Source organism: Candidatus Rhodobacter oscarellae (assembly GCF_001078595.1).
Classification (GTDB): domain Bacteria; phylum Pseudomonadota; class Alphaproteobacteria; order Rhodobacterales; family Rhodobacteraceae; genus Rhodobacter_B; species Rhodobacter_B oscarellae.
Map to the genome: position 1 here is coordinate 130,688 of NZ_LFTY01000001.1, position 26,410 is coordinate 157,097.

The 26,410-nt window shown below is 63.0% G+C and carries 25 protein-coding genes, 1 pseudogene and 1 other annotated feature; of the genes and pseudogenes, 15 read left to right on the forward strand and 11 right to left on the reverse strand.

Annotated elements, in window-relative coordinates; translation table 11 throughout:
* Positions 1 to 140: 140 nt before the first annotated feature.
* The 7 genes and pseudogenes from AIOL_RS00550 to AIOL_RS26390 all read left to right on the forward strand — a co-directional run.
* The gene (locus AIOL_RS00550; RefSeq protein WP_049641099.1) at positions 141 to 1,268 is read left to right on the forward strand and encodes a BMP family ABC transporter substrate-binding protein; all 1,128 of its coding nucleotides are present in this window, start codon (positions 141 to 143) and stop codon (positions 1,266 to 1,268) included.
* Positions 1,269 to 1,291: 23 nt separating this feature from the next.
* Positions 1,292 to 2,392, forward strand: a complete 1,101-nt coding sequence (locus tag AIOL_RS00555; protein ID WP_049641100.1) for an ABC transporter permease — start codon at positions 1,292 to 1,294, stop codon at positions 2,390 to 2,392.
* Positions 2,393 to 3,322, forward strand: a complete 930-nt coding sequence (locus AIOL_RS00560; protein ID WP_049641101.1) for an ABC transporter permease — start codon at positions 2,393 to 2,395, stop codon at positions 3,320 to 3,322. It abuts the gene before it with no gap.
* Between the two features lie 9 nt (positions 3,323 to 3,331).
* Entirely contained in the window at positions 3,332 to 4,009 is a 678-nt protein-coding gene (gene biuH, locus AIOL_RS00565; protein ID WP_049641102.1) for a biuret amidohydrolase, read from the forward strand.
* A gap of 3 nt (positions 4,010 to 4,012) precedes the next feature.
* Entirely contained in the window at positions 4,013 to 5,536 is a 1,524-nt protein-coding gene (locus AIOL_RS00570) for an ABC transporter ATP-binding protein (RefSeq protein WP_049641103.1), read from the forward strand.
* A gap of 156 nt (positions 5,537 to 5,692) precedes the next feature.
* A complete protein-coding gene (locus AIOL_RS26385) occupies positions 5,693 to 5,845 on the forward strand; it encodes a hypothetical protein (protein ID WP_394298916.1) in 153 nt (50 codons plus the stop codon).
* 127 nt (positions 5,846 to 5,972) lie between these two features.
* Positions 5,973 to 6,070: a sequence feature (AL1L pseudoknot), on the forward strand.
* Positions 6,054 to 6,257, forward strand: a pseudogene (locus AIOL_RS26390) (IS3 family transposase); the annotation flags it as partial. Its footprint overlaps the feature before it by 17 nt.
* 725 nt (positions 6,258 to 6,982) lie before the next feature.
* Here the strand turns inward: AIOL_RS26390 and AIOL_RS24770 are convergent.
* Entirely contained in the window at positions 6,983 to 7,942 is a 960-nt protein-coding gene (locus tag AIOL_RS24770) for a hypothetical protein (protein ID WP_152912298.1), read from the reverse strand.
* Between the two features lie 23 nt (positions 7,943 to 7,965).
* On the opposite strand from AIOL_RS24770, the gene AIOL_RS24775 reads away from it, so the two are divergent.
* Positions 7,966 to 8,217: a hypothetical protein gene (locus AIOL_RS24775; RefSeq protein WP_152912299.1), complete on the forward strand. Its 252-nt coding sequence runs from the start codon at positions 7,966 to 7,968 to the stop codon at positions 8,215 to 8,217.
* Between the two features lie 376 nt (positions 8,218 to 8,593).
* On the opposite strand, the gene rpsU is transcribed toward AIOL_RS24775, so the two are convergent.
* Entirely contained in the window at positions 8,594 to 8,800 is a 207-nt protein-coding gene (gene rpsU, locus AIOL_RS00585; protein WP_049641104.1) for a 30S ribosomal protein S21, read from the reverse strand.
* A 101-nt stretch (positions 8,801 to 8,901) separates the two neighbouring features.
* Here rpsU and AIOL_RS00590 point away from each other — a divergent pair, with 101 nt between their 5' ends.
* The gene (locus AIOL_RS00590; RefSeq protein WP_049641105.1) at positions 8,902 to 9,576 is read left to right on the forward strand and encodes a COQ9 family protein; all 675 of its coding nucleotides are present in this window, start codon (positions 8,902 to 8,904) and stop codon (positions 9,574 to 9,576) included.
* A gap of 72 nt (positions 9,577 to 9,648) precedes the next feature.
* Positions 9,649 to 10,629 (forward strand): NAD(P)H-quinone oxidoreductase, encoded by a 981-nt coding sequence (locus tag AIOL_RS00595; protein WP_049641106.1) that lies wholly within the window; start codon positions 9,649 to 9,651, stop codon positions 10,627 to 10,629.
* A 332-nt stretch (positions 10,630 to 10,961) separates the two neighbouring features.
* Here AIOL_RS00595 and AIOL_RS00600 read toward each other — a convergent pair whose 3' ends face one another.
* The 6 genes from AIOL_RS00600 to AIOL_RS00625 all read right to left on the reverse strand — a co-directional run bounded on the left by AIOL_RS00600 (position 10,962) and on the right by AIOL_RS00625 (position 16,450).
* On the reverse strand, positions 10,962 to 11,789 hold the full coding sequence (locus tag AIOL_RS00600; RefSeq protein ID WP_049641107.1) for an amidohydrolase family protein: 828 nt from the start codon (positions 11,787 to 11,789) through the stop codon (positions 10,962 to 10,964).
* A 5-nt stretch (positions 11,790 to 11,794) separates the two neighbouring features.
* A complete protein-coding gene (locus tag AIOL_RS00605; protein WP_049641108.1) occupies positions 11,795 to 12,820 on the reverse strand; it encodes an aldo/keto reductase in 1,026 nt (341 codons plus the stop codon).
* 320 nt (positions 12,821 to 13,140) lie between these two features.
* Positions 13,141 to 13,962, reverse strand: coding sequence for a hypothetical protein (locus AIOL_RS00610; RefSeq protein ID WP_049641109.1), 822 nt, complete (start codon positions 13,960 to 13,962; stop codon positions 13,141 to 13,143).
* On the reverse strand, positions 13,953 to 14,786 hold the full coding sequence (locus tag AIOL_RS00615) for a hypothetical protein (protein WP_049641110.1): 834 nt from the start codon (positions 14,784 to 14,786) through the stop codon (positions 13,953 to 13,955). Before AIOL_RS00615 ends, AIOL_RS00610 begins: the two co-directional genes overlap by 10 nt.
* A complete protein-coding gene (locus AIOL_RS00620) occupies positions 14,783 to 15,550 on the reverse strand; it encodes a glycosyltransferase family A protein (protein ID WP_053101127.1) in 768 nt (255 codons plus the stop codon). The genes AIOL_RS00615 and AIOL_RS00620 overlap by 4 nt, the downstream gene beginning before the upstream one ends.
* Positions 15,551 to 15,613: 63 nt before the next feature.
* Positions 15,614 to 16,450: a hypothetical protein gene (locus AIOL_RS00625; RefSeq protein WP_049641111.1), complete on the reverse strand. Its 837-nt coding sequence runs from the start codon at positions 16,448 to 16,450 to the stop codon at positions 15,614 to 15,616.
* An 84-nt stretch (positions 16,451 to 16,534) separates the two neighbouring features.
* Here AIOL_RS00625 and AIOL_RS00630 point away from each other — a divergent pair, with 84 nt between their 5' ends.
* From AIOL_RS00630 to AIOL_RS00640, 3 genes are all read left to right on the forward strand, one after another.
* Positions 16,535 to 18,322: an ABC transporter transmembrane domain-containing protein gene (locus AIOL_RS00630; protein ID WP_049641891.1), complete on the forward strand. Its 1,788-nt coding sequence runs from the start codon at positions 16,535 to 16,537 to the stop codon at positions 18,320 to 18,322.
* A 200-nt stretch (positions 18,323 to 18,522) separates the two neighbouring features.
* Positions 18,523 to 19,884 carry a sensor histidine kinase gene (locus AIOL_RS00635; protein WP_049641112.1) on the forward strand — a complete coding sequence of 454 codons (1,362 nt, stop codon included), beginning with the start codon at positions 18,523 to 18,525 and terminating at the stop codon, positions 19,882 to 19,884.
* Between the two features lie 152 nt (positions 19,885 to 20,036).
* Positions 20,037 to 21,911, forward strand: a complete 1,875-nt coding sequence (locus tag AIOL_RS00640) for an acyl-CoA synthetase (RefSeq protein WP_049641113.1) — start codon at positions 20,037 to 20,039, stop codon at positions 21,909 to 21,911.
* Between the two features lie 594 nt (positions 21,912 to 22,505).
* Here AIOL_RS00640 and AIOL_RS00645 read toward each other — a convergent pair.
* From AIOL_RS00645 to AIOL_RS00655, 3 genes are all read right to left on the reverse strand, one after another.
* Entirely contained in the window at positions 22,506 to 23,159 is a 654-nt protein-coding gene (locus tag AIOL_RS00645; RefSeq protein WP_049641114.1) for a peroxiredoxin, read from the reverse strand.
* Positions 23,160 to 23,371: 212 nt separating this feature from the next.
* Positions 23,372 to 24,019, reverse strand: a complete 648-nt coding sequence (locus AIOL_RS00650) for an RluA family pseudouridine synthase (protein WP_049641892.1) — start codon at positions 24,017 to 24,019, stop codon at positions 23,372 to 23,374.
* Positions 24,020 to 24,065: 46 nt separating this feature from the next.
* The gene (locus AIOL_RS00655; protein ID WP_049641115.1) at positions 24,066 to 24,539 is read right to left on the reverse strand and encodes a GAF domain-containing protein; all 474 of its coding nucleotides are present in this window, start codon (positions 24,537 to 24,539) and stop codon (positions 24,066 to 24,068) included.
* Positions 24,540 to 24,804: 265 nt separating this feature from the next.
* Here AIOL_RS00655 and AIOL_RS00660 point away from each other — a divergent pair, with 265 nt between their 5' ends.
* Both AIOL_RS00660 and AIOL_RS00665 read left to right on the forward strand, forming a co-directional pair.
* The gene (locus AIOL_RS00660) at positions 24,805 to 25,428 is read left to right on the forward strand and encodes a helix-turn-helix domain-containing protein (RefSeq protein ID WP_200898712.1); all 624 of its coding nucleotides are present in this window, start codon (positions 24,805 to 24,807) and stop codon (positions 25,426 to 25,428) included.
* 105 nt (positions 25,429 to 25,533) lie between these two features.
* Entirely contained in the window at positions 25,534 to 26,409 is an 876-nt protein-coding gene (locus AIOL_RS00665; protein WP_049641117.1) for a class II glutamine amidotransferase, read from the forward strand.
* The last annotated feature ends 1 nt before the right edge of the window (position 26,410 follow it).

Sequence of the window (26,410 nt, forward strand, 5' to 3'; positions counted from 1 at the left end):
TGCATTTTTTGCACCGGCATCTTGAATATCTAGCACAATCCAGCGGCACCAAAGCGTGCGAACGTCTTGGGCGACACACAAAAACCGTTTGAAATCCGGGCGAGGTGCTCGGGCGGCGGACCAACAGAAAGGGGTGAACGATGACGAAAACGACCACAATGAACCGGCGCGGATTCCTGCGCAATACGGCGGCCTTTGGTGGCGCAGCAGCAGCTGGGGCGATGCTTCCAGGCAGCGCAATGGCAATGAGCGACTTAACAGTGGGCTTCATCTATGTCGGCGCAAAGGACGACTTTGGCTACAACCAGGCCCATGCCGAAGGCGCCGCAGCAGTCAAAGCGCTTTCCGGCGTCAAGGTGATCGAAGAGGAAAATGTTCCCGAGACCGTGGACGTACAGAACACCATGGAATCCATGATCAACTTCGACGGGGCGACGCTGCTGTTCCCGACCTCTTTTGGCTACTTCAACCCGCATATCCTAGAGATCGCGCCCAAGCACGAAGACATCCGCTTCCAGCATTGTGGCGGCTTGTGGTCGGCAGATCAGCACCCCGGCAATGTGGGCAGCTATTTCGGCTATATCGGCATGGGGCAATATCTGAACGGCGTTGCCGCCGGTCACGCCAGCAAATCCAAGAAGATCGGCTTTGTTGCCGCGAAACCGATCCCTCAGGTTCTGCTGAACATCAACGCCTTCCTGCTGGGTGCCCGTTCGGTCGATCCCACGATCACCTGTCAGGTCATCTTCACCGGCGAATGGTCGCTGGCCGTTAAAGAAGCCGAAGCCACCAATGCGCTGGCCGACCAGGGTTGCGACGTCATCACCTGCCATGTGGATGGCCCCAAGGTGGTCATGGAAACCGCCGCTGGCCGTGACGCATTCGTGTGCGGTTACCACGCCAATCAGTCCCCGCTTGCGCCCGAGAAATACCTGACCGGCGCGGAATGGAATTGGGCCGAGGTCTATACATCCATGATCAAGACCGTGCAGTCCGGTGGCGCCGTCGACAACTTTGTACGTGGCGGTCTGCAGGATGGTTTCATCAAGATGTCACCGCTGGGTCCCGCCGTGTCTGACACGGCCCGCAATCAGTTCGAAGCCACCAAGGCCGAGATCATGAAAGGCGGCTTCAAAGTCATATCTGGCCCGATGAAGGACAACAAAGGCAATATGATTGCCAGCGCGGGTGAGAGCTTTGCTGAAGACGATATCGCTTTGGAGAGCATGGATTATCTTGTAGAGGGTGTGCTGGGTTCCACCAGCTAGGCCTCTAGAATACCAAGAAAATCATGACAGACACGACGACAGCCTCTTTTGCGCCACGCCATGCCTACCTGGCGCTTTGGCTTCCCAGAATTGAGGCTGTTGTCATCCCACTGGCGGCCCTGATCTCAGGGCTGCTGGTGTTTTCACTGTTTCTGCTCGCCTTGGGGAAATCCCCGGTCGAATTTTATTCGCTGATCTACAAGGCGGGGTTCAGCTCTGGGTTCTCATGGAAAAACACTCTGTCACGGGTGGCGCCGCTGTTGTTTGCCGCGCTCTGTGTGGCCCTGCCTGCGCGGCTTGGCCTGGTGGTGATCGGCGGCGAGGGCGCGATTGTTCTGGGTGGGCTGGCTGCTGGCATCACGGGGGCGATGCTGATCGGCGCGCCTGCCGGGATCGCGATGCTGATGATGGTGCTGATGTCGGCCCTTGTCGGGGCGCTCTGGATCGGCGGCGTCGGCTGGATGCGCGTCAAACGCGGGGTCAATGAAACCATCGCCTCGCTCTTGATGGCCTATATCGGTATCGCGCTTCTGAACCATTTCGTCGAAGGCCCGTTTCGCGACCCGGCGAGCCTGAACAAGCCCTCGACTGCCCAATTGCCCGATGCTCTGCGGGTGGGCGACATGCCGATCGGCATCGAAGTGCATTGGGGCTTTGGCGCAGGGGTTGTCGCCTGTATTCTCTGCTGGTTCATTCTGGATAAGACGACCATTGGCTTTGCCGCCAGGATCACCGGACAGAATATACGCGCCGCACAGGTGCAGGCGCTGCCTGTGGGCAGGCTGATCATCGGTTTCACCGCGGCTGGCGGTGCTCTGGCCGCTCTGGCCGGGTTCTTTGAAGTGTCAGCCATTCACGGGGCTGCCAATGGTTCGCTGATCGCGGGCTATGGCTATACCGGAATTCTGATCTCCTTTCTGGCGCGGCACAATCCGCTGGCAATCATTCCGGTGGCGATCCTGCTGGCTGGCTTTGAAGCCTCTTCCGGTCTGATCCAGCGCCGCATGGATCTGCCCGATGCGACCATCCTTGTGCTGCAGGGAATCGTCTTTGTCATTCTGCTGCTGAGCGAGACCCTCTATGGCCGTCTTGCTATCTTTCGCCCGAGCTACTGGAGAGTATAGATGAGTGACCCGGCCGATATCGGGCTTTGGGGCGTGCCGCTGGCGATGCTGGGCGGCGCAATTCGCGTCTCTACACCCTTTCTCTTCGTCTCCCTTGGTGAGTGCCTGACAGAACGGTCAGGGCGCATGAACCTTGGTCTGGAAGGCACGCTGATCTTTGGCGCAATGGCCGGATATGCCGCAGCCTATCACAGTGGTTCGGCCTGGTTCGGCGTGCTTGCCGCCGGGTTTGCCGGGATGTGGTTCGGGCTGTTTCACGGCTGGGTCTGTCGCTTCAAAGGGGTCAATGACATCGCAATGGGCATCGCCCTCATGCTCTTGGGCATGGGGCTCGCGTTCTTTTTCGGCAAACCCTATATCCAGCCGGTGGCGCCGGACCTGCCTGCGATCTCGCTGGGCTGGTGGTCCGATATCCCGCAGGTTGAGGCCGCACTGCGGGTCAATGTTCTGTTCATTATCGGCGCGGTGCTGGCGCTGGCCATGGCATGGATGTTTCGCGCAACCCGCATCGGGCTGAAGGTGCGCGTCGTCGGAGACAGCACCGCCGCTGCCCGCGCCATCGGGTTCAACCCCGATCTGGTGCGGCTCTGGTCCACTGCGGCAGGTGGTGCACTGGCCGGTGTCGGCGGGGCCTATCTGTCGCTTTACTATCCCGGCAGCTGGAACGAAGGCATCAGTTCGGGCCAAGGCCTGATGGCGATCGCGCTAGTGATCTTTGCCCGCTGGAACCCCATTAACTGTTTCTGGGCGGCGCTGCTGTTTGGCGGCGCGGGCGCGCTTGGCCCTGCCCTACAGTCCGTCGGAGTGAGCAGCGGCTATTACCTGTTCTTTGCCGCGCCCTATATCCTGACCCTCATCCTCTTGATCGCAACCTCATCGCCGGACCGCGCCCTCAAAGGTGCGCCGAGTGAGCTGAGCATCACAAAATAGGAGCCAACTATGCCCGCCATCGAAAGCACCCCCTATGCCTGGCCCTATAATGGCGATCTGCGGCCCCAGAACACCGCACTGATCGTGATCGACATGCAGACCGATTTCTGCGGCAAGGGCGGCTATGTGGACGCCATGGGCTATGATCTGTCCATGACGCAGGCACCGATCGAGCCGATCAAGGCGGTACTGGCGGCGATGCGGGCCAAGGGCTATCACATCATCCACACCCGCGAAGGTCATCGCCCGGACCTGTCGGACCTGCCCGCCAACAAACGCTGGAGATCGCAGCAGATCGGCGCAGGGATCGGTGATCCCGGACCCTGCGGCAAGATCCTGATCCGCGGTGAAGCGGGCTGGGATATTATCCCCGAACTCTATCCCGAACAGGGCGAGATCATCATCGACAAGCCGGGCAAAGGCAGCTTCTGCGCCACCGATCTGGAGATGATCCTGCGCACGAGAGGCATCGAAAACCTAATCATCTGTGGTATCACCACGGATGTCTGCGTCTCCACCACTATGCGCGAAGCCAATGATCGCGGCTTTGAATGCGTTGTGCTGTCGGATTGCTGTGGCGCCACCGACAAGGGCAACCATGACGCGGCGCTGAAGATGGTCACAATGCAGGGCGGTGTCTTTGGTGCCGTCGCCGACAGTAAGACGCTGATTGCGGGTCTGGTCTGAGCCATGAGTGATGCCCGGACGGCAAGCGCAGTAGAAGTCGAAGCCGTCGCCATGTCCATGCAGTTCGGCGACTTCAAGGCGCTTGACAATGTCACCTTGCGCGTAAAAGCGGGCAGTTTTCACGCACTTTTGGGCGAGAACGGTGCCGGGAAATCCACTCTGGTGAAATGTATTATGGGGTTTCAGGCCCCAACGCAGGGCGGCCTCTTGGTGGGTAGGCGCGAGGCCCGGATCAAGGATCCGGTGGATGCCCAGAAACTGGGCCTTGGGATGGTCTATCAGCACTTCACGCTGGTGCCCTCGCTGACTGGCAAGGAAAATCTGGTGATCGCGCGCGCCGATGCGCCGCATGTGATCGACTGGCGGGCGGAAACCGCGCGGCTTGAAGAATTTCTGGCACGGATGCCGTTTCAGGCTCCTTTGGACCGGCCTGTGACAGACCTGTCAGCCGGGGAAAAACAGCGGCTGGAAATCCTGAAGCAACTCTATCTGGGCAGCCGCTTCCTGATCCTGGATGAGCCGACCTCGGTTCTGACGCCGAATGAAGCGGATGAGGTCCTGACCCATGTGCGTGCACTATGTCAGGAGGGTGGGCTCTCGGTTCTAATGATCACCCACAAGTTCCGCGAAGTCGACCAATTCGCCGATCACGTCAGCGTTTTGCGCCGCGGGAAACTGGCAGGCAGCGCCAGGGTCGGTGAGCTCAGCAATGCAGAGCTGACGCGTATGATGATCGGCGAGGAGTTTACCCCGCAGGAAACTCAGCGCACAAAGACCGGCACCCATGTCATGCTCAATCTGCGAGCGGCCTCAGCACCCGATCAATCGGGGCTGAAGACGATCAAGATCGAGGATCTGAAGGTGCATGCGGGAGAAATCCTCGGCATCGCCGGGGTTTCCGGCAATGGGCAGAAAGATCTGATGGAGATCCTGACCGGTCAAAAGAAACTCAGCACCGGGGCTATCGAAGTAGACGGCAAGCCCTATTGCGCCAACCGCGAAGAGTCTCAGGCCGCACAAATTCGCTTTGTGCCCGAAGAGCCTTTGCAGAATGCCTGCGCGGCACGGATGAGCGTGGCCGAGAATCTGGGTTTTCGCAACTTTGATCGTACAAGAAACGGCGGCTGGAAGCTGCTGGCCAACAAGGCAGACTTACAGGCGCAGGGCATGCGCCTGATTGAAGAGTTCAACATCAAGACCACCTCTGCGCATTCCCCGGTTGGTGTCCTGTCAGGCGGCAATGTGCAGCGAACGGTTCTGGCACGCGAACTCTCCGGAGATGTCAAAGTGCTCGTGGTTGCAAACCCATGCTTTGGACTGGATGTTGCTTCGGTCACCGCCATCCGCTCGCGCCTTATCGCGGCGCGCAACCGAGGCGTTGCAGTCCTGCTGATCTCGGAAGACCTGGATGAAATTTTGGAACTTTCAGACCGCTTGATGGTCATGTACGAGGGCAAGGTCGCCTTTGAGGCTCAGACCAGACAGACCACCAGCTCTGAGGTCGGGACCTATATGGCCGGAGGCTGAAAGACCCTCTCGAATAAAATCCTGGACGAACTGCTGAAGGGCGTGGAGCGCCCTGAGGACCTGCTCGGTGATGCCGGGCTGATAAAAGAGCTGAATATCAGGCTGAACCGCACCGGGTTTGCCGGAGGCTCCAACTCCTGAGTAGGATGGAGCATCATGAGCAAGACAACGAACAAATATTCCCCCGAAGACCGCGAACGCGCTGTTCGCATGTTTCTTGACAACGCAGGGCAGCATGAGAGCCGCTGGTCGGCGATCTTGTCGATTTCCTCAAAGATCGGCTGTGCACCTCAGGCGCTGAATGAGTAGGTCAAGAAGGCCGAGGTCGATCGGGGCGACCGAGCCGGCGTCACGACCGAGATGGCAGAGAAGATGAAAGCTCTGGAACGCGAGAACCGCGCGTTGAAGCAGGCCAATGAATCCTGCGCAAGGCGTCCGCATATTTTGCTCAGGCGGAGCTCGACCGCCGGTCCAGGACATGATCGCCTTTTTCGAAGAGAACAGGGATATCGGGGGCGAGCCGATCAACGGCCTTTTCAAGGCAGCGGTCATTCATCGTCGTGGGCCATGGCGCAGCTTCGACGCCGTCGAATACGCCACACTCGAATGAGTCGACTGATTCAACAGCCGCCGCCTGCTGGAACCCATCGGAAACATCCCGCCAGCAGAGGCCGAGGCAAGCTTCTACGCAGCTCCGGAAAAATCAGACATGGCCGCGTAACCAACCGAAATCAGCCTTCGGCAAACCCGGCGCGGTTCACTTTCCCGGCAAACGAGCGTCTTAGGGCGGTGTTTGCTATTGGCGATCGCGGGGCGAGCCGGGCCCTACGGAGATGCCGAGATGGTTAGATACCCACCCCGACCCAGAGCGGGTACCGTGGTGAGGCGGAGACGGTTACTCAGATCCTAACGCACCGCGCGGCGGATTCGTGACGGCTTCCGGCGAATCGGGGGTTAAGGCCAGTATTTCTTGAGGTTTGGGCGTGTCGGCAAAGCGTCGGCAAAACGTCGGCCTTGCGTATGGCACCTTGTCGGGCAAACGGGCGGGTTAACAGAGCGCGCGGTGGTTTCGCCGGGGTTTTGGGCCCGTAGAGTTGTTTGATTTTAGGGAGCGTTGGTGACCGAAGCAAAACGACCCGTTGCGTCACCGGCTCCGGATGCTGCAACACCCAATGGAGTATCTCTCTCAGCCGCCAGAGGTCCGCTGCGAGACCAATCTGCATAATCGATTTTCGCGCTGCGCGCGCTCGCAGCGCGATTCAGGCTAGACTTGCAAGTGTTCACGTACCGCAAGCTCTCGTTAAAACCCGAAATCTGCCGTCGCAATGCGCGGGCCGTCGCAGTACGCTGACTATTGCAGCCACGAGTAGGTGACGGGCTTCCATTGCTGGTCACACTGGAAGACATCTACCTAGAGCAGAAAGACGGGCTATCATAGGACGCCTATCAACCAGGCGATTCAACACATGCTTGGAAACCAGCAAGCGCATGAAATTGATGAGTTTCACCATTGATATCTTCATAGCTGCCTTTCGCAAACCCAAATGCTTTGAGAGCATTACCGTCTGCTCCCAACACGTGACCGCGCATGTACAGAATTTCCGCAGTCATTGATATCCATTCGTCCGGTTTGTGACCAGCTAATCTTTGGTTCTTCCCATTGACGTGGCCTGACAAAGAAACGGTGCCGTCAGAATTGATCTTTAGATCGATTGCGCCCCCGGCTTCAACAACTGCATGCCCCCCACCTTCGGTAATCAAAAATGCCCCAGAGCCATCAGAAAACGTAAGATTTCCAAGGAAATCTGCATGATCCAAGCCTCCAAGATAGTCTTCATCTTCAACGTTTTTGGTCCGCTGCGGGAACTGGGCTTGGGAGATAGAATGCAATGATAATGCTGCAAATTCTGCTTCAGTATTAGAAGGCATGCTGAAATTTTGCGTCAATGTATAGCCGTTCACACCGACGGAACCATAAGTATCATCGGGAATATTTATTCTTTCCTCACGCCCGCCATAGAATACAAAGTACTCGTCGTTTTCAGTACAATCAAAATTTGTGAAATTTAGTTGGTCGCGAAGCTCTTGATATATTGATGATTCAATAATCTCTAGGCGCTTGCCGTTCTTACTTTTTTCAACCAGAGTGTAACCACTTTGAGATTCATATGATGTTACCGTTCCCTTTTCTTCATCGACACAGATATCGCTTAATACTATGACAGGCCCGATCTCGGTGAGGTAGTGATAGTTTCCAAAGGCTCTTGTCGCGGCACATTGGTCTATTTTAAAGTCCATGAAGGGTTCATTCGGGATCGGATGTGTTACTCGGCCTTCCGCCTGTGCAAAAGCAGCACCTGTCGTTATTAAGAATAGAAAAGTGCTGAAAATATTTACCCGCATCATCCTGCCCCCTCAAAGACTTCCACATGAGTAATGCGACCGTTCTTGCCCATAACTCTAACATAAACGAAGTGCCCGCGACCGAAGAGAACATCTTCTCGGATGTGTGCCTCAACCGGTGGACCAGCTTTGTAGAATTCCGGAAGCTTTGCCCGCAGTCGTTTATCGTGGAAAATTGGGTCATCGTAGTCGAATTGCTGCCGAATACCGAATCGATGGTAATTTGCCCGGTCCTGCGCAAGTATCGCTCCAAAGGATGTCAATTTTGTGCCTTTTGAAGACACCCTGTCTTCCGGGGCCAAAAATGTTGAATACGCAGCGATAACCTCCTCGGCATGAGCGGGCGCCGTGAAAAGTAATGAGGACGCAGTGAGTAAGCTGGCAATTGTGTTTCTGAGCAATTGATTTATCCCAAATATTGACTCTCTTTCACCTCACAATATCCGATGATTTCGACAAGTCCATGCGTTGCGGTTACTTTTGGGTGGGATCGTTTGCCATTGGCGATCGCGGGGCGAGCCCCGCCCTACGGAGACGCCGAGATGGGTTGGGCACCCGCCCCAAAAACGACAAACCCCCGGGCGGGTGCCACGGGGGTCGTCAATTTCTTGGCCAAATGGTGCGTGCAAGCACACACCCTACGGCGAGTGCATGTTACATCATGCCTTCGCGCTGGGCCTTCTTGCGTGCGAGTTTGCGGGCGCGGCGGATGGCCTCGGCCTTCTCGCGCGCTTTCTTCTCGGAGGGTTTCTCGAAATGCTGCCGAAGCTTCATCTCGCGGAACACGCCCTCACGCTGCAGCTTCTTTTTCAGGGCACGGAGCGCCTGATCGACGTTGTTGTCGCGAACACTGACCTGCATGTGGTTGTCACCACCTTTCTAGGTTAAAGTTGCATAAGATTGCAGGAGCGCGCCGTATAGCAGCGGCTTTTGCGTTTGTCTACCGCCAAGGAGTGCTGAATATGGACGCCGTTAAGACCGCCTTACTGAAAGCCGCCCTGCCGCATGTCGCCTTTGACGGCTGGGGCGAGGCGTCGTTCCGGGCGGCCGCCGCGGATGCCGGGCTGGACGCGGAGGCGGCGCGCACCGCCTGCCCGCGGGGCGCGCTGGACCTGGCTGTCGCCTACCACAAGGCCGGGGACGACGCGATGCGCGCCGCCGTCGCCGCGACCCCGTTCGTAGGCGCGCGCGTGCGCGAGCGCATCACCTTCGCGGTGCGCAGCCGCATCGAGGCCGGCGACCGCGAGGTGGTGCGCCGCGGCACGGTGCTGTTCGCGCTGCCGCTGCACGCCGCCGAGGGCGCCGGGCTGATCTGGGGCACCGCGGACGCGATCTGGGAGGCCCTGGGCGACCCCTCGGACGACATCAACTGGTACTCCAAGCGGGCGATCCTGTCGGGGGTCTATGGTTCGGTCGTGCTGTTCTGGCTCGGCGATGACAGCGAGGGCGCGGCGGCGACCTGGGACTTCCTCGACCGGCGCATCGAGGACGTGATGCGCATCGAGCAGGTGAAGGGCCAGCTGCGCGCGAACCCCTTGACCAAGGGGCCGGTGGCGGCGGTGGAATCGCTGCTGTCGCGCGTGAAGGCGCCCAGCCGCACCCCGCGCGACGACCTGCCCGGGCGCTGGCGCGCTTAACCAGCGGCTGCCAGACCACCTTCCCCCCCGCGCCGCGGGCTGCTAAGCCAATGGCCAAACGGAGGTTTGGCGATGCCCGAGATGATGCGCGTTGTGGAAATTACAGAGCCCGGCGGGCCGGAGGTGCTAAGACCGGCCGAGCGCAAGCTGCCCGCGCCGCGCTATGGCGAGATCCTGATCAAGGTCGCCTATGCGGGGGTGAACCGCCCCGACGCGCTGCAGCGCGCCGGCAGCTACAACCCGCCCCCCGGCGCGAGCGATCTGCCCGGGCTGGAGGCCGCGGGCGAGGTCGCCGCGGTGGGCCCCGGCGTGAGCGAGTGGAAGAAGGGCGACCTGGTCTGCGCCCTGCTGCCGGGCGGCGGCTACGCGGAATACGTCACCACTCCCGCCGCGCATGCCCTGCCGGTGCCCGAGGGGATGAGCCTGGACAAGGCCGCCTGCCTGCCCGAGACCCATTTCACCGTCTGGACGAACGTCTTCATGCGCGGCGGATTGAAGGCGGGCGAGCGGTTCTTGGTGCATGGCGGCTCGTCTGGGATCGGCACGACGGCGATCCAGCTGGCGCGGCTCTCGGGCGCGCGGGTCTTTGCCACGGCGGGCTCGGCAGAGAAGTGCCAGGCCTGCTTGGACCTGGGCGCCGAGCGCGCGATCAACTATCGCGACGAGGATTTCGTAGAGGTGATACGCGCCGAGGGCGGCGCGAATGTGATCCTCGACATGGTCGGCGGCGGGTATATCCCGCGCAACGTCAAGGCGCTGGCCGATGAGGGGCGACTGGTGCAGATCGCGTTCCTGAGCGGGCCCAAGGTGGAGCTGAACTTCGCCCAGGTGATGATGCGGCGGCTGACGATCACCGGCTCGACCCTGCGCCCGCAGAGCGATTTTGCCAAGGCCGCCATCGCCGAGGGGCTGCGTGAGCATATCTGGCCGCATCTGGCCTCGGGGCAGATCGGGCCGGTTATGGACAGCGAATTTGCGTTGGAGAAGGCCGCCGAGGCGCATGCCCGGATGGAGAGCTCGTCGCATATCGGGAAGATCGTCTTGAAGGTATAGGGCGCCTGCCCCGGCGGGCCGCCCACCCACCCGCCCCGGCACCGCCGGGGCAGGCGGCGCTTCATCGCGGCGTTGCGAGGGGCGGTGAGGTCGCGCAGTCCGTATTTATGGCCGAAAAGAATGAGGACCGATTCGCCTCGGCGATGGGCCGTCCAGTGGACGGGGCGGGATCCTAATGCGCGGAGCGCCAGACCGGTTCTCACCAGTTGTGCAGATGGTCCCTCGATATGGTGCAATGGCGGTCGATCTTGACGGCCGGAGGACGAGGCCGGATGGCCGAGGACGACTTATAGAGCGCGCCGAAGGCGCTCAATTTAACAGCGGGCCCCTCCCTAGGAGAGCCGGTAGAACTCTTCCGCCGTGCCGCCAAAGACGCGGGCCTTTTCGGCGGGCGTCAGGTGATCGGTTAACTCAAGAGCGGCCTCCCGCCAGCGGTCATAGCTCGACGCCAGCGTGCAGACCGGCCAGTCCGAGCCCCACATGATCCGGGCCGGGCCGAACTCTGCCAGAACGTGATCCACATAGGGCTTCAGGTCGGCGACTTGCCAATCCTCAGCGGCCTCGGTCACAATGCCCGAGAGCTTCAGATAGGCCCCGGTGTCGCGCGCCAGCCGCGTGATCCCGGGCGCCCAGACATCAAAGGCCCCGTCCCGGATCTGCGGCTTCATGCAATGGTCGATCACCGCGCGCATTTGCGGGTACCGCATCAGCACCGTGCGGAAGTTCTGCAAATGGCGCGGGAAGCCCAGCGCGTCAAAGGTCAGGTCCAGATCGACCAGCGCCTCAAACCCCCATTGCACGTCCGGGCGCAGCATCCAATCCACGTCCGGGATGTCCTGGATCATCGGGCGCACGCCTCTGAACTTGGGGTGCCTTGCCAGCCGTTCGAGATGCCTGCGGTCCTCCGGGCGCTCGAAATCCACCCAGCCCACCACACCGGCCACGCTGTCGGCCCCATCGGCGATGCCCAGCATGTATTCCGTCTCGTGGATCGTATCAGCGGCCTGCACCAGCACGCTGCGCGCGATCCCATGGCGGTTGAGCATGGGCTCCAGGTCCCGCGGGCCAAAGGGCCGCGCCAGGATGGGATGATCCGGCGGCATCCAGAAATAGTCGCCGCGGGCGGGGTTCCAGTAATGCTGATGGGCGTCGATCTGCATCTGGCTCAGCCCCCCGTGGGGGCGTCGGCGCGCATCAGCCCCTCGGATTTGAGGTCAGCCCAAAGCCCCGCGGGGATCTCTGCCGCCGCCGCCGCGAGGTTGCCCTCCATCTCCGCCAGGCCCTGCCCGCCGGGGATCACCGAGACATGCGCCGGGTGCAAGAGCGGGAACTGGAACGCGGCGTCCACCAGCCGCACGCCATGCGCCGCGCAGACCGCCTGGATGCGCCCGACCCTGTCCAGCACCGCCTGCGACGCAGGCTCGTAGTCGTAATACGCGCCCTCCACCGGCCCGGTGGCCAGAATGCCCGAGTTATAGGGCCCGCCGGTGATGATCCCGATCCCGCGCGCCTCGCAGAGCGGCAGGAGGCTGGACAACGCCTCCTGCTCCAAGAGCGTGTAGCGCCCGGCCAAGAGAAAGAGGTCGAAATCACCGCGCTCGGCCAGCATCTGGCAGACCGGCCATTCATTCACCCCCGCGCCGAAGGCCTTGATCACGCCGGTGCTGCGCAGCCGCTCCAGCGCGTGGTAGCCCCCCGCCATAAGTTGGTCGACCTTGGCGCGCATATTCGCCTCGCCGCCCTGGTTTCGCGCGTCGATGTCATGCGCCAGCAGGATGTCGATGCGGTCCACGCCCAGCCGCTCCAGCGACAATTCCACCGAGCGCATCACGCCGTCATAGCTGTAGTCATAGACCTCGCGCCGGTTGGGCACCTCGAACCACTTGCCGACGCCGTGGCGCGCCGCGGGCGGGCAGGCCTCCAGGAGCCGCCCCACCTTGGTCGAGAGCACATAGTCGTCGCGGGGCTTGTCCCGCAGGAAGCGGTTCAGGCGGGTCTCGCTGAGCCCGTAGCCATAGAGCGGCGCAGTGTCGTAGTAGCGCACGCCGCCCGACCAGGCGCGCTCCAGCACCGCATGGGCCTCCTCGTCGCTGATCGCCCGGTAGAGGTTCCCAAGCGGCGCGGTGCCCATGCCGATCTCGGTGAACGTCACGCCGCCATTGCCTAGCCGATCCCAGTGCCTTGTCTTCATGCTTTAATCCCCCCGCGCATCCGCGCCCAGAGTAGCGCATCGTGCCCGCAGGGGAACCCCGGTTCCATGGCGTGGCTGCTTAGTGCATGGCGGCGCGCATCGGCGCTTGCGCCAATTCTTCACAGGCGCCAAAAAAATCAACGAAATCTTTACCCGTGACCGGAAAGCTAAAACTGGGTGGGAGCCGCCGGCTCTGCGCCGCGACGCCCTCCCGGATCTATGATCCGGGTCGAATCACCAAGATTTTCCTAACGAAATCCAGATTTCAGCGGCAGCTCGCGAAAAAGACGAATGACCGTCCGTTGGGCGCGTGGCGCGCGCTACAGCCAAAGCCCATGCGCGCGCTGAAAATACTCCACCCCATGCCGGTTCGCGCTGCGCCGGTCCGCGCCGTCGATCACGGATTTGCCCAGCGGCGCGTGGCGCTCGCTCTCGGCCTGGCGCGGGTCCAGCAGGCCGCCTTCCAGCCAGATCGGCACGCCCCGCGCGGCCAGCATCCCCGAGAGCCACACGTCGTCCACCCCCCAGAGCACCGGCGGGATGTCATAAAACGCATCATCGAACATCTGGGGCCGCACCAGCACGCCGGCATAGCCCTCGAAGACATCGATATAGCCCGAGCGCTTGAAGGTGCGCCGCGGCGGGGCCGTCATGTCGCGCCCCTGGGTGAGGTTCTGCCAGAGGTATTTGAGCTGGAACTCAACGTCCGTCACGCGCAAGCGCCGCACCGCACGGGGCTGCAGATCGCGCATAGTCGAACTCGCGGCATATTCCGCCGCCTGCCAGCCGCCCTGGGCGATCACGGCCTCGGGGTGGCGGGACTTTGCCTCCAGGAAGGACTGCGCCCAGCCCGGCCCATAGATATGGTCGTCATCGGCAAAGAGCAGGTCCACGTCCTGCCCCGTGAAGTCGCGCGCCGCGGGTAGGATCTTTGTTGCGGGGCCAAGGTCCGCCGCGCAGCGCCTTATGTCCACGCCCTGCGGCACCGCGGGCAGCGCGCCGTCCCAATCCGGGAACCGCCGATAGGCCTGCGGCACATAGAGCAGCACCCGGTCCGCCCCCTGCCCCACCAGGCTTTCCAGCACCGGGCCTATTTTACCAAACCGCGCCGGGATCGATGACAGGGTTATGATCAAAGCCATATGCCGAACTTTCGCTGCATATGCTCCACGCCCAGCCGGTTCGCGCTGGCGCGGTCCAGCCCCTCGACCACGCTGGTGACCAGGGGGGCGAAGGGTTCGGCCTCGGTGCAGGCGGGCTCGTGGATGTTGCCATGCAGCCAGATCGGCACGCCCATCCGCGCCAGCATCCCCGAGAGCCAGATGTCGTCCACATGGCGCAGCGGCTCGGGGATGTCATAGGCCACATCGTCAAAAAACTCAGGCCGCACCAGCACCCCGGCGCAGCCCTCGAAGATGTCCACGTAACCGGAGCGCTTGAACACCCGGCGGCGCGGCTCCTCGACGTTCAAGCGGCGCGCGCGGAGCTGGCGCCAGAGGAACTTTGCCTGGAACTCGATATCGGTGATCCGCCAGGTGCGCTCCGAGCGCGGCTGATGCGCGCGCGGCCGGGTGCTTTTGGCGATCATATGCGCCTGCAGGCCGAGATTGGCGATGGCGGCGCCCGGGTGCCGGGCGCGATCCTGCAGAAAGCGCGCGGCCCAGTGCGGCGGGTAGGCGCGGTCGTCATCGCCAAAGAGTATCTCGACGTCCTGGCCGCGCAGGTCGCGCGCGGCGGGCAGGATCTTGGTGGCGGGGCCGAAATCCTCGGCGCAGCGGTGGATCTCGACGCCCGCGGGCACCGCGGGCAGCGCGCCGTCCCAGTCAGGAAAACGCCGGTAGCTTTGTGGGATATAGAGCCGGATCGCCTCCACCGGTGCCGTCTGGGCGCGCAGCCCCTCCAGCGTCGCCCCGATTTTGTCAAAGCGCGGCGGGATGGTGGAAAGCGAGATCACCAGGCGCGTCATGGCAGCCAGACCCCGTGATGCGCCTGCAGGTGCCGGATGGCCGCGATGTTCTGGTCATGCCGCGCGGCGTCGTCCAGCGGCGCGGCCGCATGCGCGGCGCTGCGCGCGCCTGCCTCCAGCCAGATCGGCACGCCCTTGGCCGCGAGCATGCCGGACAGCCAGACGTCGTCGACGGGCCAGGCCACATCGGGGATGTCCGAGGCCGCGTCGTCGAACATCTCGGGGCGCACCAGGACGCCGCCGCAGCCCTCGAACATGTCAACATGACCGGAGGCGCGGAACAGCATCGCTTCGGCGCCCGGATGGGCGCGCTTGTCGAGCCATTTCTGCCAATCCTGGCTGGGCTTGGCCTGCGGCCGCAAGACCCGCGCCACTCCTTGGCCGGTTTTCCACGCAACCATCATGCCGCGCAGGCAAAGCGCCGCTTCTGGCTGTGAGGAGCGCGCCTCGCAGAGGCGCCGCCCCCAATCGGAAGGGTAGATGCGGTCATCATCGCAGAACAGGAGGTCGACATCTTCGCCTCGAAAGGCGCGCGCGGCGGGCAGGACCTTCGTGGCCGGGCCGAGGTCTTCCTCGCAGCGCAGGATCTCGACCCCCGCGGGCACGTCCGGCAGCGTGCCGTCCCACTCCGGAAACCGGCGATAGGCGCGCGGGATATGCAGCAGAATGCGATCCGCCGTCACGTCCTGCGCCAGCAGACTGTCCAGCGTGGGCTTAATGTAAGGGAAGCGCGGCGGGATCGACGATAGGCTAATGATCAGCACGGGCCCAAATCCTTACAGAGGATTTGGTTCCGGATTTTTCCAAAAATCCGGCCACCGCCAAGATCAAAGCCAAACGCCATGGGTCTCCTGGAAGTACTGGATGCAGGCCTTGTTGGCGTCGTCGCGGTCGGCGCCTTCGATGGTGGCCTTGTGCAGGGCGTCATAGACGCCCGCGGGTGTGTGCTGGGTGTCGTGCTGGCCCGCCAGCGCCCAGATCGGGACGCCCTTGCGCGCCAGGCAGCCCGACAGCCAGACGTCGTCCACCGCCCAGATCACCTCGGGGATCTCAAAGGCCGTATCGTCGAAGAAGTCGGGCTTCACCAGCGCCCCGCCGAAGCCCTCAAAGCAGTCGACATAGCCGCTTTGGCGGAACAGCACCCGCGTGGGCTCGCGCAGGTATTTGCGCTCCACCGGCGGGAAGAGGAACTCCCAGACCATCTTGGCCTGGAACCGCAAATCCAGCGCGCGCGAGCGGCGGCTGGCGCGTGGCTGCGGGCGGTCGCGCATGGCGGACTGCCCGTAGCGGTCCGCCTCGAACCCCGCGATTGCGATGCACGCCTCCGCGTGCTCGGCCCGTGCGTCCAGAAAGGCCTGCGCCCAGTCGGGTTTGTAGCGGCGGTCGTCGTCGCAGAGCAGCAGCTCAACGCCCGCCTGGCCGCGGAACTCCTGCGCGGCATAGAGCACCTTTGTGGCGGGGCCCATGTCGCGTGGCACGCGGCGGATCTCGACGCCCTGGGGCACCGCGGGCAAGGCGCCGTCCCAGTCCGGAAAGCGCCGATACGCCTCTGGAATATACAGGATGATCCGGTCGATCTGCGCCGTCTGCCGCAGCAGGCATTCCAGGGTCGGCCCGAGCTTGTCGAACCGGGTCGGAATGGAGGAGAGCGTGACGATCAACATATCGGGCAGGGTTTAACCACCTCGGTCGAGATGCCGCAAGTGTTCGGCTTGTGGCAGTGCGGCGATGCCCTTATCTCTGCGCCCATGGCCTACACTGATCAGACCCAGGAACGAGAGAAATCCAAACGCGTTGGCGCGCTGCGCGGGCTGCTGCCGTTTATGGCGCCCTACCGGCTGATGCTGCTGGCGGCGCTGGTGGCGCTGGTGTTCACCGCCGCAATATCGCTGGTGCTGCCGCTGGCGGTGCGCCGCGTGGTGGACGGGTTCGAGACCGGGGCCGCGGCCCTTCTGGACCAGTATTTCGTCGCCGCCTTGGCCATCGCCATCGCCTTGGCGCTGGGCACGGGGCTGCGGTACTACCTGGTCACCCGCCTGGGCGAGCGCGTGGTGGCCGACATCCGCAAGGCCGTCTTTGACCGCATGATCGGCATGTCGCCCGCCTTCTATGAGAAGATCATGACCGGCGAGGTGCTGTCGCGCATCACCACCGACACGACGCTGATCCTCAGCGTGATCGGCTCTTCGGTCTCGGTGGCGCTGCGCAACGTGCTGATCTTTCTGGGCGGGCTGGTGCTGTTGTTCTTCACCTCGCCCAAGCTGACCCTGCTGGTCTTGCTGATCGTGCCCGCAATCATCGTCCCCATCGTCCTGCTGGGCCGCCGCCTGCGCGTGCTGAGCCGCGAGAACCAGGACTGGATCGCGGCCTCCTCCGGCAGCGCCTCGGAGGCGCTTTCATCGGTGCAGACCGTGCAGGCCTTCACCGGCGAGGGCCAGAGCCGCGAGAATTTCTCGGAGGTGACCGAGGAGAGCTTTAACTCCGCCAAGGCGCGCATCATGACCCGCGCGATGATGACGGTGATCGTGATCGCGCTGATATTCTCGGGCGTTGTGGGCGTGCTCTGGATCGGCGCGCGGGATGTGCGCGCGGACGAGATGAGCGTCGGCGCATTGGTGCAGTTCGTCATCTACGCGGTGATGGTGGCGGGCTCGGTGGGCGCGCTGTCGGAGATCTGGGGCGAGCTGCAACGCGCCGCCGGGGCGACCGAGCGACTGGTCGAGCTATTGAACGCGCAAGACAGCGTCGACGATCCCGCCGCGCCGCGCCCCCTGCCCGACCAGCGCCACGGCGCGATCCGCTTGGAAGACGTCACCTTCCGCTACCCGTCGCGCCCCAAGACCGCCGCGCTGTCCTCGATTTCATTCGACATCCAGCCGGGCGAGACCGTGGCCATCGTCGGCCCCTCTGGCGCGGGCAAGTCCACCATCTTCCAGCTGCTGCTGCGCTTTTACGACCCGAGCGCTGGCAAAGTGTGCATCGATGGCGTGGACGTGGCCGAGATGTCACGCGCCGAGTTCCGCAAATGCATCGCCCTGGTGCCCCAGGACGCGGTTATCTTTGCCGCCACCGCGCGCGAGAACATCCGCTTCGGGCGCCCAGAGGCCAGCGATTCCGAGGTCGAAGCCGCCGCCCGTGCCGCCGCCGCGCATGACTTTCTGACCGCGCTTCCGGAAGGCTATGACAGCTATGTCGGCGAGCGCGGCGTGATGCTGTCGGGCGGGCAGAAACAGCGCATCGCCATCGCGCGCGCGATCCTGCGCGACGCGCCGATCCTGCTGCTGGACGAGGCGACCTCGGCGCTTGACGCCGAGAGCGAGCGGCTTGTGCAGGCCGCCGTGGATGAGATCAGCCAGGACCGCACAACCTTGATCGTGGCGCACCGCCTGGCAACCGTGAAGAAGGCCGATCGCATCCTGGTCTTCGACGAGGGCCAAATCGTAGCCGAGGGCACCCATGCCGAGCTGGTCGAGGCGGGCGGGCTATACGCGCGCTTGGCACGGCTGCAGTTCACCGAAGGGCTCGCCGCAGAGTAGCGCCCGCAAACAACCTCAGAGTGAGGGCTGCCTTAAAAATAAGGCATTGCCAGCCCCTGAATGGCTGGTAGGTTGTCCGCGCAGTCCGGATCAGGGACGCATGCGGCGACCAAATTCAACGCCGTTCGCGCAGCGTCCTATTTGGGATCGGCTCTGTAAATGGTTTCTTTCTTTGCTTTGTCGAAGGACCCAGTATCAGTATGACCAATCAACGCGATCATAGCGTCTCTCTGGTCAATCTTCGCCAGTCTGAGCGCGTCCTAAGCGCCGCGTTCTTTGCGCGCACCGCGCTTGTGATCACCCTCGCCACCGTTGGGTGGCAGGTCTTACAGCTGCACATTTTGCCGTTATGGGTCTTGGCCTATTACTCCGCCGTCACCGTCGAGAAGGTTCTGCTGGCCCATGGCGGCAGGCTGGGCGCCACGGTTCAATTCTATCTGATCCTGGTGGCGAGTTTTGCCATCGCCTGCATCTTCGCCTGGCTGCCGCTTTACCTCTGGCAGATGGACGGCACGATCTGGAAGTTCGCCGCAATGGTCCTGATGGTGTGCGGCACGTTGAACATCATCCTGCTGCGCGCGCGGGTCTGGGAGACCGCGGTGGCGTATTTGTTGCCCGTTGCGTTGGTCTTCTTCGTCATGGCGGCTGACTTTTGGGTATCCCCCTGGGGCGGGCCTGCCTTTTGGGCGGCCATGTGCTTGGCGGTCGGCGTGGCGACATATTTTGGGATCGCCGTCTGGGAATCCTTCCGCTCGACCAAGGAGCTCAACGAGGCGCGCGCGCAGCTCTTGCAATCGCAGAAGGTCGAGGCGCTGGGCACTTTGACCGGCGGCATCTCGCACGACTTCAACAACCTGCTGAGCGTGATCCAGGGGAACCTGGAGTTGCTGCAGACCTATCCCGATGTGGAGGACAAGGACGAGTTCCTAAGAGAGGCCTTGCTGGCAACTGCCCGCGGCGCGCAGCTTACTCGAAAGCTGCTGGCCTATGTTCGAAAGTCCGAGCTTACCCCCGATGCTTTGGAGCCGGGCCAGGTATTCGCAGAGGTCGAGGCGCTGGCCCAGCGGGTCATCCCGACCAGCATAGCGCTGGAGACACAGGTTCTGACCGACGGCACGCGATTATTGGCGGATCAGGCCATGCTGCAAACCGCGCTGCTTAATCTGATCGTCAACGCGCGCGATGCGATGCCCGAGGGCGGTCTATTGGTGCTGCGCGCGGAAAGCTGGAGCGGCCCGGTGCCCGGCATCGAAAGGCCCTCTGCCCGGGAATTCGTGCGCCTGCAGGTCTCGGACACCGGCACGGGCATACCGGCGGAGAAGTTGAGCCGCGTTTTGGACCCGTTCTTCACCACCAAGCCGCCCGGCGAAGGAAGCGGCCTGGGCCTGGCCATGGTGCAGGGCTTTGTGCGCCAGTCCGGCGGCGAGCTGGTTGTGGAAAGCGAGCTTGGGTTTGGGACCACGATCTCGCTGTTCCTGCCCCAGGTGGAAGACAAGCGCCCCGAGGTCAGCCCGCATGCAGAGCCCGGCACGCTTGACGCGACGGAACGCGCCTTCGGATAGCCGCCAGCGCATGGAATCTGCGCGAACATAAGATTTCTACTTGCAACATTCCAAGTTTCGCTGCGTCATACTTGCAATAAAACTGCGCGTTAGGTTTACCCAAGCGTCAGGGAGACGCGCATAAGGCGTGGATAAACGGGAGGAACACCGCGATGGGATATGCCACGCTTGATGATCGCAACGCGATCGAACAGGAAATGCCTTGGTCGGAACGGGACGTTCCCACCACCACATGGGAGTTGCTGTGCCGCACCGCGGACGCCCATGGCCCCCGGCCAGCCACGACCTTTCAGATGTTCTCTGGCCCCACCGACCCCGCCGAGACGATGACCTGGGCCGAGCTGCGCGATAAGACCGCGCAGGTGGCCAACCTCTTCCGCTCGCTGGGCGTGGGCGAGAAAGACGCCGTGGCCTTTGTGCTGCCCAACGCGTCCGAGACGATCCTGACCTTCCTTGCGGGGCAAGTCGCGGGCATCGTGAACCCGATCAACCCGCTTTTGGCACCCGAGCAGATCGCCTCGATCCTGCGCGAGTCCGGCGCCAAGGTGGTGGTCACGCTCAAGGCCTTCCCCAAAACCGACGTGGCGCAGAAGATGGCCAAGGCCATCGAGCTGGCGCCCAATGTCGAGACCGTGCTGGAGGTGGACTTGCTGCGCTACCTCACGGGCCTGAAAAAGCTGATCGTGCCGCTGATCCGCCCCAAGAACCCGGTGAACCACAAGGCCCGCGTGCTGGACTTCACCCGCGAGGTCGAGGCGCAGCCCGCCACGCTGAACTTCGCCGACGCCACCGAGGACCGGGTCGCCGCCTATTTCCACACCGGCGGCACCACGGGCATGCCAAAGGTCGCCCAGCATTACTACAAGGGCATCATCTACAACGCCTGGCTGGGCGGGCGCCTGCTCTTCACCGAGAAGGACGTGCAGATCGTGCCGCTGCCGCTGTTCCACGTCTTCGCGACCATCGTGAACATGGGCGCGTCGCTGGGCTCGGGCGCGCATATCGTCTTCCCCACCCCGCAGGGCTACCGCGGCGACGGCGTGTTCGACAACTTCTGGAAGCTGGTCGAGCGCTACAAGGTGACCTTTATGGTGACCGTGCCGACCGCGATCTCGGCGCTGATGCAGCGCCCGGTGGACGCGGATATCTCTACTCTCAAGATGGCGTTCTGCGGCTCCGCGCCCCTGCCGGTGGAGCTTTACAAGCGCTTCGAGAGCGCGGCGAATATAAACATCTGCGAGGGCTACGGCCTGACTGAGGCCACCTGCCTGGTGTCGATCAACCCGCCCGATGGCGAGAAGAAGATCGGCTCGATCGGGCTGCCCTTTCCCTACACCGACATCCGCATCGTGCAGAACGGCGCCGAGCAGCCCACGGGCGAGGTCGGCGAGATCTGCGTGGCCAGCCCCGGCGTGACCCCAAGCGGGACCTATACCGAGGCCGACAAGAACAAGGACCTCTACTACAACGGCGCGCATCTGCGCACCGGGGACCTGGGTCGCCTGGACGAGGATGGCTATCTGTGGATCACTGGCCGCGCCAAGGACCTGATCATCCGCGGCGGCCATAACATCGACCCCGCGATCATCGAGGAAACCCTGGCGGGTCACGAGGCCGTGGCCTTTGCTGGCGCCATCGGCCAGCCGGACGCCCATTCGGGCGAGATCCCATGCGCCTTCGTGGAATTGGTCGAGGGCGCCACTGTGACCTCGGACGAGTTGCTCGCCTACGCCGCCGAGAAGGTCGGCGCGATAGAGCGCGCGGCGGTGCCCAAGTATCTGGAGATCATGCCGGAGCTGCCCAAGACCGCCGTGGGCAAGGTTTTCAAGCCCGACCTGCGCAAAAGCGCCATCACGCGGATCTACAACGCCGCTTTGGCCGAGGCCGGTCTGAGCGCCGAGGTGACCTCGGTGGTGGAGGACAAAAAGCGCGGCCTGGTGGCGCAGGTCACCGCGACGGGCGACGTGGACAAGGATGCTGTTAAGGACACGCTCGGGGCCTTTCCAAGGCCGTTCGATTGGACATAGCGGAGACCGGGCGCGGAGATCGGTTCAGCAAAGGTCGCAAAAACTGCGCCGACCGGCGCCGGCCTTAACCTGATCTCAACCCGAATCGCGCCACCCTCCACGGGTGGTTGGCTCGGGGACTGTCTTTCAGACAGTGCCCCAACCACCACCCGCAGATTCTGCGCGGAGCGAGATTGATATTTCGTGAAGAGCTGCGCGGAGTTGTCTGCAAAGCAGATCTTTCGGTCCGGGTTTCTGCAATCGGCGCGCTGGCCTTCACGTCCCGGCCCTGCACACCAAGACGCCCTATCGGTGTGCCGCCGACTGCCCCAAGGCCGTCATGCCCCCAGGCTTGAAACGCCAATCATAATCTGGCGCGGCTGCCTCGTGATGCTGCACTGATTGCCCATCAAGATGCCGGATCGTGCCTTGTGCCTGACAGGGCTAACCATCCGCGCCAGAACCGGGGCCGTCGGCCCTATTGGCTAGGCCCTTCGGGAAAACAAAAAAACGCAATTCCGTCCGCCCGCCACCAAACGCGTGGGAAAGCATCGCATGGGGCGTCGCGATGGCCTAGCCGAGCGACGCCCTCGGACCGTTACAGAACGCGCCGGATCAACTTGGGTCGGCGGTTGTGCGCAGATAGGACAGCTTTTTCTCAAAGCTTCCGAATTTGGCAATCGCGTCCTCGTCGCTGACCGCGGCCGGGATGATCACGTCCTGGCCATGCGTCCAGTTGGCCGGGGTGGCGATGCCATGCTTGGCCGTGGCTTGCAGCGCGTCCAGCGCGCGCAGGATCTCGGCAAAGTTGCGCCCCACGGTCATCGGGTAGGTCATGCTCAGCTTCAGCTGCTTGTCCGGCCCGATGATGTAGACCGAGCGCACCGTGGCGGTGTCATTCGGCGTGCGCCCGTCCGGCAGGTAGGCCTCGGCGGGTAGCATGTCATAGGCCTTGGAGACCGCCAGCGCCTCGTCCGCCACGATGGGAAAGCCCACATCGGCGCCGCCCACGCTTTCGATGTCCTTGATCCAACCGGCGTGGTCCTCGACCCCGTCAACCGAGACGCCCATCACCTTGGTGTTGCGCTTGGCCCATTCATCGGCCAGCTGCGCCACGGCGCCGAATTCGGTGGTGCAGACGGGCGTGAAGTCCTTGGGATGCGAGAACAGGATCGCCCAGCCGTCACCGATCCAGTCATGGAAATCTACGGTGCCTTGGCTTGTCTCGGCGGTGAAGTTGGGAACGGTATCATTGATGCGAAGCGACATGGGGCAAGTCCTTTGTTTGGTTAATACGACGGGTGTTGGTACTCACATGAGCAGAAATGCCGGTTTATACAAGGGCGCAAAAACGGCGTTGGGCATTCGTTCCACGCCGTTCCGCGAATTGTGAAAAGTTATCTTCGCGAACAGAAGTATCCGAGAATATCATTTCGCCAGCCGGAAAGTCTCGACCGGCAATCTGGGGCAGGGCGCACCGCCTAGAAGGGAACCGAAGCCTTGAAGGTAAGCCCAATGCCGCCATCGGGATGGCGCAGCCGCAGGCTCTCGGAATGCAGCATGAGCCGCTCGAACGCGCGGGCGGGGCCCGTCGCATAGAACGGATCGCCCAGGATCGGGTGCCCGATCTCGCGCATATGCACCCGCAGCTGGTGCGAGCGCCCGGTATGGGGCGTCAGCCGCAGGCGCGTCGTCTCGCCCTCAGCCCGCAGCACGCGCCAATTCGTCACCGCGGATTTGCCATTCTGGTGGTCGACCATCTGCAGGGGCCGGTTCGGCCAGTCCACGATCAGCGGCAGATCAACGGTGCCGGTCTTCTCTGCGACCTTGCCCCAGACGCGGGCCACATAGGTCTTCTTGACCTGCCGCTTCTCGAATTGCAGGCCCAGATGCCGCTGCGCATGCGGGGTCAGCGCAAAGACCATCACGCCAGAGGTGTCGCGGTCCAACCGGTGCACCAGCAACGCCTCGGGGAAGGCCTCTTGCACGCGCGCCAGCAAACAATCGGCCAGATGCGCGCCCTTGCCCGGCACTGACAAAAGCCCAGAGGGCTTGTCGACCAGCAGGATCTCGTGATCCGCGTGCAGGACCTCGAGCGGCGTGTCCGGCGGCGCGTAGACGTCGCTCATCTCGAAGACGCCCAATCGGGCGGATGAGAGCCTCTCAGCGATAAAGTCACGTCAGCGCGTACCCTTCGAAGACATCCGCCAGGATGGATGAGAGCCCCGCCGCGTCGCCCGCGTCAAACGCATCCGGCTGGTCGCTGTCAATGTCCAGAACCGCGATCAGCGCGCCCTTGTTCCACACCGGCAGCACGATCTCGGAGCGCGTCGAGGAGGCGCAGGCGATATGCCCCGGAAAGGCGTCCACATCCGCCACAAGCTGCACCTCGCCTGTGCGCGCGCAGGCGCCGCAGACCCCGCGCGAGAACGGGATCACAAGGCAGCCATGCCCGCCCTGATAGGGCCCGATCTTCAGCAATTCCGGCGCCACGACGCGGTAGAACCCGGTCCAGTCAAAGCGCGCATCCGCGTGATGCAGCTCGCAGGCCACGGTGGCCATAAGCGCCACGGCATCGGTCTCGCCCTCCGTCAAGGCGGCGATGGTCTTTGCGATTGCGGTGTAGTCAATCCGGGTTTGGTCCAGCATGCGCGTCCCCTTTCAGTGCGCCGCCGCTATAGCGCGATCGGCCCGGCGCCGCCACCATGCGAGCCGCATTCCGACCGCCAAAACGCGCCCAAAATGAAGACGGCAGGATTGCGCGGCGGGGGCTTTTGTTTCCGCTGGTCGGCAGGTCCGACATTGGGGCGGGGATTGATCAATCGCGCTCATTTTTTAGGCAATCCCTCTGTTAACTTGATATAAACAGTAGGGTATGGTTGAGAAAACGCGCGTGCCATGCAAAAATGCGCCCATGGCCGTCCAGTACCAGCAAGACCCCCACAAAACAGCGGAATTTGGCGAGAGTGACCTGCAGTCCGCTGTTGGACGTCAGGTGCGCCAGCTGCGCCGCTCTAAGGGGCTGACGATCACGCAGCTCGCCGCCGATGCGCATCTCTCTTCGGGCATGCTCTCCAAGCTCGAGAACGGCCAGACCGCGCCGTCTCTTGGGACCTTAAAGGCGCTGTCACAGGCCCTGGGCGTGCCCATCACCACGCTCTTTAAGGGCTACGAGGAAACCCGCGAGGCGATGCATGTTAAGGCGGGCGACGGCATAATCGCCGCGCGTGCGGGCACCCGGGCGGGCCACCAGTACAACCTGCTGGGCAGCATCTCGGGGTCGTCCAGCGTCACGGTCGAGCCCTATCTGATCGAGCTTACCGAGACCTCTGACACCTTCCCCACCTTCCAGCACGAGGGGCTGGAGTTCCTCTACATGCTCGAAGGCCGCGTCGGGTACCGCCACGGCAAGGCGCTTTATGACCTCGAGCCCGGCGACAGCCTGTTCTTTGACGCCGACGCCCCGCACGGGCCCGAGAAGCTGCGCGCCCTGCCCGCGCGCTACCTGTCAATCATCTGTTACCCGCAGGAAAATTAGCCTTAGAGTCATTCTCATTGGGAACAAAATTTTCCCCGTGAGAATATGGGCTTGAAGCAGGCGCGGAATCTCATAGCTTACGGCCCATTCAACACGAGGTGAGCTATGTGCGGGATTGTTGGCCTATTCCTCAAGGATAAATCGCTGGAACCAGAGCTTGGCGCGATGCTGACCGAGATGCTGGTCGTGATGTCGGACCGCGGGCCTGACAGCGCCGGCATCGCGGTCTATCGCGGCGCCGATGACGGCCAGGTCAAGATCACCCTGCAGTCGCCGGACCCGGCAAGCGGCTTTGACGGACTGGCCGAGCGCCTGGGTGCGCAGGTCACCCAGATCGACACCCACGCGATTGTTTCCTGCGCACCGGGCGAGGCCGCGGCGATGCGCGACCGCATCCGCGCCATGCCAGAGCTGCGGGTGATGAGCCAGGGCGACGCGATTGAGATCTACAAGGAGGTCGGCCTGCCGCGCTCGGTCGCCGAGCGCTTTGACATCCCCGCCCTGCAGGGCAGCCACGGCATCGGCCACACCCGCATGGCTACCGAGAGCGCCGTGACCACCCTGGGCGCGCATCCCTTCTCGACCGGGGCGGACCAGTGCCTGGTCCATAACGGCTCGCTTTCCAACCACAACGACCTGCGGCGCAGGCTGGCCAAGCGCGGCGTGACCGTCGAGACCGAGAACGACACCGAGGTCGCCGCCGCCTATCTGACCTGGCGCATGAACGAGGGCGACAACCTGGGCGCCGCGCTGGAGGCCGGGATCGAGGACCTGGACGGGTTCTACACCTTCGTGGTGGGCACCAAGACCGGGTTCGGCGTGCTGCGCGACCCCATCGCCTGCAAGCCCGCCGTGCTGGCCGAGACCGAGCAATTCGTGGCCTTCGGGTCCGAGTACCGCGCGCTGGTGAACCTGCCGGGGATCGACAACGCCCGCGTCTGGGAGCCCGAGCCCGCCACCGTTTACTTCTGGGAGCACTAAA

Bases quoted from the DNA above. Each gene is read 5' to 3' on its own strand.
- AIOL_RS00645 (WP_049641114.1), bottom strand. From the start codon at position 23,159: ATGTCGCTTCGCATCAATGATACCGTTCCCAACTTCACCGCCGAGACA.
- AIOL_RS00640 (WP_049641113.1), top strand. From the start codon at position 20,037: ATGGGATATGCCACGCTTGATGATCGCAACGCGATCGAACAGGAAATG.
- biuH (WP_049641102.1), top strand. From the start codon at position 3,332: ATGCCCGCCATCGAAAGCACCCCCTATGCCTGGCCCTATAATGGCGAT.
- AIOL_RS00635 (WP_049641112.1), top strand. From the start codon at position 18,523: ATGACCAATCAACGCGATCATAGCGTCTCTCTGGTCAATCTTCGCCAG.
- AIOL_RS24775 (WP_152912299.1), top strand. From the start codon at position 7,966: ATGAGTAATGCGACCGTTCTTGCCCATAACTCTAACATAAACGAAGTG.
- rpsU (WP_049641104.1), bottom strand. From the start codon at position 8,800: ATGCAGGTCAGTGTTCGCGACAACAACGTCGATCAGGCGCTCCGTGCC.
- AIOL_RS00660 (WP_200898712.1), top strand. From the start codon at position 24,805: ATGGCCGTCCAGTACCAGCAAGACCCCCACAAAACAGCGGAATTTGGC.
- AIOL_RS00590 (WP_049641105.1), top strand. From the start codon at position 8,902: ATGGACGCCGTTAAGACCGCCTTACTGAAAGCCGCCCTGCCGCATGTC.
- AIOL_RS00655 (WP_049641115.1), bottom strand. From the start codon at position 24,539: ATGCTGGACCAAACCCGGATTGACTACACCGCAATCGCAAAGACCATC.
- AIOL_RS00550 (WP_049641099.1), top strand. From the start codon at position 141: ATGACGAAAACGACCACAATGAACCGGCGCGGATTCCTGCGCAATACG.
- AIOL_RS00610 (WP_049641109.1), bottom strand. From the start codon at position 13,962: ATGGCTTTGATCATAACCCTGTCATCGATCCCGGCGCGGTTTGGTAAA.
- AIOL_RS26385 (WP_394298916.1), top strand. From the start codon at position 5,693: ATGAGCAAGACAACGAACAAATATTCCCCCGAAGACCGCGAACGCGCT.
- AIOL_RS00595 (WP_049641106.1), top strand. From the start codon at position 9,649: ATGCCCGAGATGATGCGCGTTGTGGAAATTACAGAGCCCGGCGGGCCG.
- AIOL_RS00625 (WP_049641111.1), bottom strand. From the start codon at position 16,450: ATGTTGATCGTCACGCTCTCCTCCATTCCGACCCGGTTCGACAAGCTC.
- AIOL_RS00615 (WP_049641110.1), bottom strand. From the start codon at position 14,786: ATGACGCGCCTGGTGATCTCGCTTTCCACCATCCCGCCGCGCTTTGAC.
- AIOL_RS24770 (WP_152912298.1), bottom strand. From the start codon at position 7,942: ATGATGCGGGTAAATATTTTCAGCACTTTTCTATTCTTAATAACGACA.
- AIOL_RS00600 (WP_049641107.1), bottom strand. From the start codon at position 11,789: ATGCAGATCGACGCCCATCAGCATTACTGGAACCCCGCCCGCGGCGAC.
- AIOL_RS00560 (WP_049641101.1), top strand. From the start codon at position 2,393: ATGAGTGACCCGGCCGATATCGGGCTTTGGGGCGTGCCGCTGGCGATG.
- AIOL_RS00555 (WP_049641100.1), top strand. From the start codon at position 1,292: ATGACAGACACGACGACAGCCTCTTTTGCGCCACGCCATGCCTACCTG.
- AIOL_RS00650 (WP_049641892.1), bottom strand. From the start codon at position 24,019: ATGAGCGACGTCTACGCGCCGCCGGACACGCCGCTCGAGGTCCTGCAC.
- AIOL_RS00605 (WP_049641108.1), bottom strand. From the start codon at position 12,820: ATGAAGACAAGGCACTGGGATCGGCTAGGCAATGGCGGCGTGACGTTC.
- AIOL_RS00665 (WP_049641117.1), top strand. From the start codon at position 25,534: ATGTGCGGGATTGTTGGCCTATTCCTCAAGGATAAATCGCTGGAACCA.
- AIOL_RS00630 (WP_049641891.1), top strand. From the start codon at position 16,535: ATGGCCTACACTGATCAGACCCAGGAACGAGAGAAATCCAAACGCGTT.
- AIOL_RS00570 (WP_049641103.1), top strand. From the start codon at position 4,013: ATGAGTGATGCCCGGACGGCAAGCGCAGTAGAAGTCGAAGCCGTCGCC.